Genomic DNA, 7,282 nt, shown 5'->3' with positions numbered 1-7,282 from the left:
GAGCGCGAAGGACCATCCGCTGCGGCCACGCACCCTGACGATGATGGGCGGTCCGATTGACACCCGCGAAGCGCCGACGGCTGTCAACGACCACGCCACACGCCGCCCGCATGAATGGTTCGTACAGAACGTCATTGCGACCGTCCCGCCTTATTATAAAGGGTCGGGACGGCGGGTATATCCTGGTTTTCTGCAGCTTTCGGGCTTTATGTCGATGAATTTGGGCAACCATATGATCAGCCATTGGTCAATGTTCTCCGACCTCGTCAAAGGCGACGGTGAAAGCGCGGATCGGCACAAAGAATTCTACGACGAATATCGCTCCGTCTGCGACATGACGGCAGAATTCTATCTACAGACCGTAGATACCGTATTTCAGCGTCATTTGTTGCCAAAGGGCGAATTCAACTATCGCGGCAAGCTGGTTGATCCCGGTGCAATTACGGACATCGGTCTGCTGGCCATTGAAGGTGAACGGGACGACATTAGCGGACTTGGGCAAACCAAAGCGGCACTCAACATTGCAACCGCTTTGCCTGACGCGCTCAAGAAATATCATATGGCGCCGGAGGTTGGCCATTATGGCATCTTCAACGGTAGCAAATGGCGCGAAAAGATTGCACCGGTCGTGGAAGACTGGATTGTCAGCCACAATGGCTAGGGCCATTGGTGCCATGTCGCGCTCATGACATTGCACATCACCGCCACCGTTGAACGCTGGCCGGTGGATGGCCATTTCACCATCGCACGCGGATCAAAGCAGCAGGCGCGCCTTATAGCGCGTCGAGATACTCAACCTCAGGTGCACCCGCGAGGCATGCGCCAAGCTTTGGACCCGCCGCTTTGAAATAGTCGCTGGTGCCATGTGCGGTGAGCGCGTCTTGATCGACATATTGCTCAAGCACTTTGTAGACTTGTGGGTTCGACCGTGACCGGGTCAACGTATAAAATAGGTTCCCCGGTTCATTGGCCCGAACGGCAGCCGCAAGTTCTACAAACACAGCCTCAAAGGCTTCGTTTTTGCCTTCGGCGACGGTTAAAGTTGCGATGACACCAATAGCTGACATGCGGCTGCTCCGTTTCGTTCTTAGAAGATTTCAAAAAGGCCGGCTGCGCCCATGCCGCCGCCAACGCACATCGTGACGACGCCATATTTCGCACCGCGACGCTTGCCTTCGATCAATGTATGGCCGACGCAACGTGCGCCCGTCATACCATATGGGTGACCGATGGAGATCGAACCGCCATTGACGTTCAGCAACTCGTTTGGAATACCAAGCTTGTCGCGGCAGTACAGAACTTGCACAGCAAATGCTTCGTTCAATTCCCAGATGCCGATGTCGTCCATCTTCAGGCCAAAGCGCTGCAGCAATTTTGGAATTGCGAACACGGGGCCAATGCCCATTTCGTCTGGCTCTGTGCCTGCAACCGCCATGCCGACATAACGGCCAAGCGGGTTGAGGCCCTTTTTCTCCGCAACCTTGGCTTCCATCAAGATCGACGCCGAAGAACCGTCGGACAACTGGCTGGCGTTACCGGCAGTAATGGTCATGTCTGGACCAAGCACGGGCTGAAGCGATTGCAAACCTGCGAGCTGCGTATCGGCGCGGTTGCCTTCATCCTTGGCAATGGTGACTTCTTTCTGGCTGACTTCGCCCGTTTCCTTGTTCACGACATTCATCATCGTGGTCACAGGAACGATTTCAGCATCGAAATAACCGGCTGCTTGACCAGCGGCGGTGCGCTGCTGCGATTGCAGGGCATATTCGTCCATCGCATCGCGGCTGATGTTATAACGCTTTGCTACGACTTCAGCGGTTTGAAGCATCGGCATGTAAATCGAATTGTGCATGGCAACCAATGCAGGGTCGGGCTGAACGCGCATTTCCTTGGTTTGCACCAATGAGATGGATTCTTGACCACCAGCTGCCATCACGTCGACATTATCGACGATGATTTGCTTGGCTGCAGTTGCGATGGACATCAGGCCTGACGAACATTGGCGATCCATGGTCATGCCCGAAACAGAAATCGGCAGGCCAGCGCGCAACGCAACCTGACGTGCAAGATTTCCGCCCTGCGTGCCTTGCTGAAGCGCCGAGCCCCAAAGGACGTCATCAATTTCGCCGCCTTCAATGCCGGCACGCTCCACAGCGGCCTTCAACGCATAGCTGCCGAGCGTTGGCCCGAGCGTTGCGTTAAATCCGCCGCGATAGGCTTTGCCAATGGCGGTACGGGCGGTTGATACGATTACTGCGTCACGCATGGTAATGGTTCCTTGAATTGAAAATTATACGAAAAACTGGCTGATCCATTCAGCCTGAAGTGCTGGTTTGTCTTCACCCTCAATCTCGACGGTGAACTCAAGCGTCTGCTGCCATTGGCCAGGGCGCTTTTCAACGAGTTCCAGAAGCTTGAAATGTCCGCGTACCCGCTTGCCCGAACGGACAGGAGCCAGAAAACGCGTTTTGTTGCCACCATAATTGACGCCCATTTTGACGCCTTCGATCTTGGGGCAATCGGACTTTGCGCTGAGTACGGGAAAGAGCGACAGGGTCAGAAATCCATGCGCAATGGTGCCACCGAACGGTGTCATCTTGGCCATTTCTTCGTTGATATGGATGAACTGGTGGTCACCGGTTGCATCTGCAAATTTGTTGATCATCTCCTGATCAACCAAAATCCATTCAGACGTGCCGATTTTTTCGCCGACCTTGGTCGCAAATTCAGCTGGGGTAATAGTGGTCATGGGTGTGTCTCCTGCAAACTATTTGGCCGCACCGTGGCGGTTTCGAACGTTCAATACAAGCCCCGGCGATTTGCCGTTACGGCAAGCTTGCGCCCCAGCAACCCCGCATCCGCGAATCAGGCTTTGGGCGCAGGAGCAGGCGGCGCATAGGGCATGACCATATGGCCATCGGGGGCTGCGGTGAATGTCGTTTGTGTGGGATAGGCAAAGGAAATGCCTTCACGGGCGAACCGGTCGATGATGGCAATGCCAATGTCATGCCGCGCCCGAAACATAACCTCCACATCATCGCTTTCGATATCGAAAACGAGATGGAAATCGAGCGAGCTTGCGGCAAAGTTATTGAACCCCGCGCGGATAAACTGTGCGCCATTGCTTTCGACAACTTCACGCAAAATTTCCGGGATCCGCTTCGCAAGGGCGGGCGGGGTTTGGTACACAAGTGTCAGGACAAAGGTGACCCGGCGATAGAGCGTTAGCGTGTTGTTCGTGATTTCCTTCTCAAGCAACTTGCTGTTCGAGATGATCTTCTCTTCACCCGTCAGCGCGCGCAGCCTTGTGCTTTTCATGCCGATGACTTCGACCCGGGCGACAGTGTTGTCATAAGACACTGTATCGCCGCGGCGGAATGGCTTATCAAAAATGATCGATATGGCGGCGAACAGGTCAGAGAAAATCCCTTGGGCAGCAAGGCCAATGGCAATGCCGCCAACGCCAAGGCCGGCGACAAGGCCAGTGACGTTAACGCCGAGATTGTCGAGAATGACGATTGCAGCAACGGCGAATAAGGCAAAGCTGACGAGCAGCCGGATTAAGACCATCGCACTTTGCAGCGTCTCATGCTCATGCAGCCCTTCGCCGGCGCGCCGCTCAATCATGCCCAATATGATTTCGCGCAGCCATATCGCCACCTGCACAGCGATCGCGATGGTGAACAAGATATCGATGGCATGGGTAAGCGCCGCCGGAGCATTGGCAATCTGGTTCACCAGTTCAATCGACACCATGACCCGGAAAAACTTGCTCGTGCGCGCCAAAGTGCGGGCGACGATTGATTTCACATGCGCACGATGTTCGCTTTCACGCGCAATTTTGGACGCAATGCGTTTAAGCCAACTAAGCGCGGCGAAAACGATAATGGCCGTGCCAATGGCTACGCTCAGTTCAAAAACATTGCCCTGAACCCACGTCACGGTTGCGTCCCAATAATATTGGAACCGTGGAATGACCGCGTCTGGTTGAATGCGCTGAATTACCGGTACGGATTTTGCTGTCATATTTTATGTGTAAGGCCGAATGCGCCGCTTAACAACCTTTTGGCATGCGACATGTTTGAAAACCGGGGCGGAGCATGCCGCGAAATATTCGGGCCTTTTGCACCCGAAACAATGGGATGCAATGCGGCAACGGGCACGGTATTTTGTGGAGACAAAGCGCGGCTCGCAAATCAATGTTTATCTTTACGATCCTGTTTACCATTCGCTGTTACAGCACAATGAAACCGTAAACGCCGCCTGAGGCTTGGCTTAAATGCAGGACTGATAATGCGTAGCATTCTACCCCATGGCCAGACAGCTGCGCTTGGCATAGCGATGGCTGGCGCAGCTTTGGCAGCGGTGACGACGATGCTTGTGCCCGTTTCGCTGCTTGAGGGTGTCGCGCGATCGTCCGGATTATCGGAGCTTACACCTGCCGCTGGGGCGCCGTTAGGCGATACCGCGCGCGCCTTTATTGCATTTGCAACAGGCGCAATGACACTGGCCGTCTTGTCCTATCTTTTGTTGCGTGCGCACATGCCATCGAACAAAGGCGCTGACGATATTCGAGAGCTCGGTGATGTGCCTCCGCTTGAACTTTCCGAAGAGCATTTGGTCGCACCGCACGTGCCGCAGGAGGCAGAGCAGCGCGTTGAAGCGACGCTGGAATCCGCCGGTTCGCAGCCAAGCATTGCGGAGATGGTCGCGCAATTGGAAGCCGCTGTCGCGTTTCGCCGACAGAAGCTGGCTGAACTGGAAGCCGTTGCCGCCGACCTGTCGTCTGATGCCACCTATGGCGACGAACCCAGTCCCGCGAGTTCGGAACCGATTGCACCGGCAGTCACAGAACATGACGCAGCCGTTGCTGCATTTCGTCCCGCTTTGGAGGCCGTGCCAAGCGAAGCCGTGCAAGATGACGACATCGATTCTGCGCTGGCAGCGGCGTTGGCGGCGCTGCATCGCATCCATGGCGGCGCGCGCTAATCATCCAGTAAGAGCGCATCGATTATCAGGCGGAATTGGCCGTCGAATATCGCGGTCTCGGTTATGGCGATGTCTGCAACCAGCTGGCTCGGCAACGAAAATTCATAATCGTCTAACAGTTGCGCGACGGCCGAACGCTGTTCTGCGGCGGTTATTGGCAATGCAACGGACAGGCATATTTGGGCGCCGTTAAATGTAAGGCTATGCCAGGGCCGCTCGTGCAATATCGCGATGCTTGCTGTGGGTATTAAAGCCTGAAGCGCGCGAACAAGGCCGCGGGACTTTATCTGGCACGTCATTGCCGTTCACTCCCTTCTGCGTTGGGCCTCTCGCCATAGCTGCACATGAATGCGCGCAGTTTTTCCTCCATTTCGGGTCGGATTTCGCGACCCATTCTGATATCGAGCACGAGCCGCGGATCGCGCGCTGCCAAGCGCCCGAACTTGGTGGGAGGTAGGCCGTGATCAAGCAGAAACCGTTCAATCAGGCGTTTGATGTGCATAATATCTCCTCCATGTTCGCCCCGGATTTGCTTGCCCGAATCAGTTAGAACAAATATAGAACAAACTTGATAGGATAAATCCTACAAGTCTAGGATATTTCCAACCGAAGCGGAGGGATGACGATGGAGGAAGAACCAAGAGCTGCTCTGGAACGGCTCATTTTGGAAAGCGGCGAAGATTTTGCCGGATTGTCAAAGCTGGTGGGTCGAAATCCGGCTTATATCCAACAGTTTATCAAGCGCGGAACGCCCAAAAAGTTGCCCGAGACTGAGCGCGGCATATTGGCCCGATATTTTGGTGTTGATGAGGCTTTGTTGGGCAAAGCGCCAGAGACTGCGGTGACGGCTGGAATACGCCTCATTCCGAAGCTTGAGGTCGGCGCTTCTGCAGGTGCCGGGGCTATCCACGATGGGGAGGCGCTTGCCGGCAAGATAGGCTTTGATGAAAAATGGCTGCGCAGGATGGGGCTTGATCCAGCCAAGCTCTCTCTCATCCGCGTGGACGGTGAATCGATGTCACCCACGCTGAACCATGGTGACGATATCATGGTCGATAACCGCGCGGCGGCCCAAGCGGTGCGTGATGGCATCCATGTTATCCGGCTGGACGATATGTTGATGGTCAAACGTCTTGCGCAAGGGCCGCGGGGGCGACTGTCGGTACTTTCCGACAACCCCAATTATCCCGACTGGCCAGATGTTGATGGCGCAACTGTTACAGTCATCGGCCGCGTGGTGTGGGCAGGGCGTCGGCTCTGAAGGCTTGCCTCGCGCGCTTCAGTCGGCCACATAGTGCCGCATGTCGAACGTCACATCTGCCGCAACCAAAGCACCGCCCCTAAAAGCCGCCATCATTCCGGTGACGCCGCTTCAGCAAAATTGTACATTATTTTGGTGTACCGAAACGAACAAGGCGGCACTGGTCGACCCGGGCGGTGATCTGGATAAGTTGAAAGCCGCTGTGGCGCAGACGGGGGTCGAGCTTGAAAAGCTATTGGTAACGCACGGCCATCTTGACCATTGCGGCCAGACCGGCATGCTCGCAAAAGAATTAGGCCTGCCGATTGAGGGGCCGCATGAAGAAGACCGCTTCTGGATTGCAAAGCTCGACGATGATGGCGCACGCTGGGGTATGGAAGCGCATACGTTCGAACCAGATCGCTGGCTGGTGGATGGCGACACGGTCACCGTGGGCAACCTGACGCTAGATGTCATTCATTGCCCCGGACATACGCCGGGGCACGTGATTTTTCATCACGCGCCCAGCTGTCTTGCAATTGTCGGTGACGTCTTGTTTCAGGGCTCTATCGGCCGCACCGATTTTCCACGCGGGAACCACGCGGACCTCATCAATGCGATTACGACAAAGCTATGGCCGTTGGGGGATGATGTTACCTTCATCCCCGGTCACGGACCAACCAGCCAGTTCGGTTATGAGCGACAGCATAATGCATTTGTCGCCGATGACGTTCTGGCTGCCCGGTGAGTTAAAGCACCGCTGCGTAAACGCGGGCGAGCGCCCATCCAGCGAGCCCGAGCAGCGTCAGCATGGAGGTCAGCGTGCCGACCATGCGGCCTTTGCCCAATGCGCCGCCGTCCATGCCCAGGCCGTGCGCAAGCCGGCCAACGATATACACGATGCCCAGGCCCCATAGCCAGTTGTTCGTGCCGCCAGTTGCTTCAAGTGCGGCAATCAAGATCAGGACAAATGGCGCGCTCTCGACGAAATTGGCGTGCGCGCGCATCCGCCGGATAACAAATTCGCTGCCGCCATCGCCAATCGAGACGCTT

The 7,282-nt window shown here is 55.7% G+C and carries 11 protein-coding genes; 4 read left to right on the top strand and 7 right to left on the bottom strand.

What is annotated here, in order from left to right:
* Window positions 1-661: polyhydroxyalkanoate depolymerase (phaZ, locus tag ACIQ0G_RS09110; RefSeq protein ID WP_397577638.1), on the top strand; the 661-nt coding region annotated here is incomplete at its 5' end.
* A 112-nt stretch (window positions 662-773) separates the two neighbouring features.
* Here phaZ and ACIQ0G_RS09105 read toward each other — a convergent pair.
* The 4 genes from ACIQ0G_RS09105 to ACIQ0G_RS09090 all read right to left on the bottom strand — a co-directional run bounded on the left by ACIQ0G_RS09105 (window position 774) and on the right by ACIQ0G_RS09090 (window position 4,026).
* Window positions 774-1,067: a putative quinol monooxygenase gene (locus ACIQ0G_RS09105; RefSeq protein ID WP_397577637.1), complete on the bottom strand. Its 294-nt coding sequence runs from the start codon at window positions 1,065-1,067 to the stop codon at window positions 774-776.
* Between the two features lie 20 nt (window positions 1,068-1,087).
* A complete protein-coding gene (locus ACIQ0G_RS09100) occupies window positions 1,088-2,266 on the bottom strand; it encodes an acetyl-CoA C-acyltransferase (protein ID WP_397577636.1) in 1,179 nt (392 codons plus the stop codon).
* A 24-nt stretch (window positions 2,267-2,290) separates the two neighbouring features.
* The gene (locus tag ACIQ0G_RS09095) at window positions 2,291-2,749 is read right to left on the bottom strand and encodes a MaoC family dehydratase (protein WP_397577635.1); all 459 of its coding nucleotides are present in this window, start codon (window positions 2,747-2,749) and stop codon (window positions 2,291-2,293) included.
* A gap of 116 nt (window positions 2,750-2,865) precedes the next feature.
* Window positions 2,866-4,026 (bottom strand): mechanosensitive ion channel family protein, encoded by a 1,161-nt coding sequence (locus ACIQ0G_RS09090; RefSeq protein ID WP_397577634.1) that lies wholly within the window; start codon window positions 4,024-4,026, stop codon window positions 2,866-2,868.
* Window positions 4,027-4,293: 267 nt separating this feature from the next.
* Between ACIQ0G_RS09090 and ACIQ0G_RS09085 the strand changes: the two genes are divergently transcribed.
* Complete coding sequence (locus ACIQ0G_RS09085) at window positions 4,294-4,989, top strand: hypothetical protein (protein WP_397577633.1); 696 nt, start codon at window positions 4,294-4,296, stop codon at window positions 4,987-4,989.
* Here ACIQ0G_RS09085 and ACIQ0G_RS09080 read toward each other — a convergent pair.
* Together ACIQ0G_RS09080 and ACIQ0G_RS09075 are read right to left on the bottom strand one after the other, a co-directional pair.
* A complete protein-coding gene (locus ACIQ0G_RS09080; RefSeq protein WP_397577632.1) occupies window positions 4,986-5,288 on the bottom strand; it encodes a hypothetical protein in 303 nt (100 codons plus the stop codon). The two genes, ACIQ0G_RS09085 and ACIQ0G_RS09080, sit on opposite strands and share 4 nt — an antisense overlap.
* Window positions 5,285-5,491 carry a hypothetical protein gene (locus tag ACIQ0G_RS09075; protein ID WP_397577631.1) on the bottom strand — a complete coding sequence of 69 codons (207 nt, stop codon included), beginning with the start codon at window positions 5,489-5,491 and terminating at the stop codon, window positions 5,285-5,287. The genes ACIQ0G_RS09080 and ACIQ0G_RS09075 overlap by 4 nt, the downstream gene beginning before the upstream one ends.
* Before the next feature lie 117 nt (window positions 5,492-5,608).
* Between ACIQ0G_RS09075 and ACIQ0G_RS09070 the strand changes: the two genes are divergently transcribed.
* Together ACIQ0G_RS09070 and ACIQ0G_RS09065 are read left to right on the top strand one after the other, a co-directional pair.
* Window positions 5,609-6,250 (top strand): helix-turn-helix transcriptional regulator, encoded by a 642-nt coding sequence (locus ACIQ0G_RS09070; RefSeq protein WP_397577630.1) that lies wholly within the window; start codon window positions 5,609-5,611, stop codon window positions 6,248-6,250.
* 40 nt (window positions 6,251-6,290) lie between these two features.
* Window positions 6,291-6,977: an MBL fold metallo-hydrolase gene (locus ACIQ0G_RS09065; protein WP_397577629.1), complete on the top strand. Its 687-nt coding sequence runs from the start codon at window positions 6,291-6,293 to the stop codon at window positions 6,975-6,977.
* 1 nt (window position 6,978) lies between these two features.
* Here the strand turns inward: ACIQ0G_RS09065 and ACIQ0G_RS09060 are convergent.
* A partial coding sequence (locus tag ACIQ0G_RS09060) for an MAPEG family protein (RefSeq protein WP_397577628.1) occupies window positions 6,979-7,282 on the bottom strand: 304 nt, incomplete at its 5' end.

Origin of the sequence: Sphingorhabdus sp., assembly GCF_044354325.1 — a bacterium.
Lineage (GTDB): Bacteria > Pseudomonadota > Alphaproteobacteria > Sphingomonadales > Sphingomonadaceae > Sphingorhabdus_B.
Note: the sequence above shows the minus strand (reverse complement) of the source record. Positions and strands in the feature narration are given on the sequence as shown.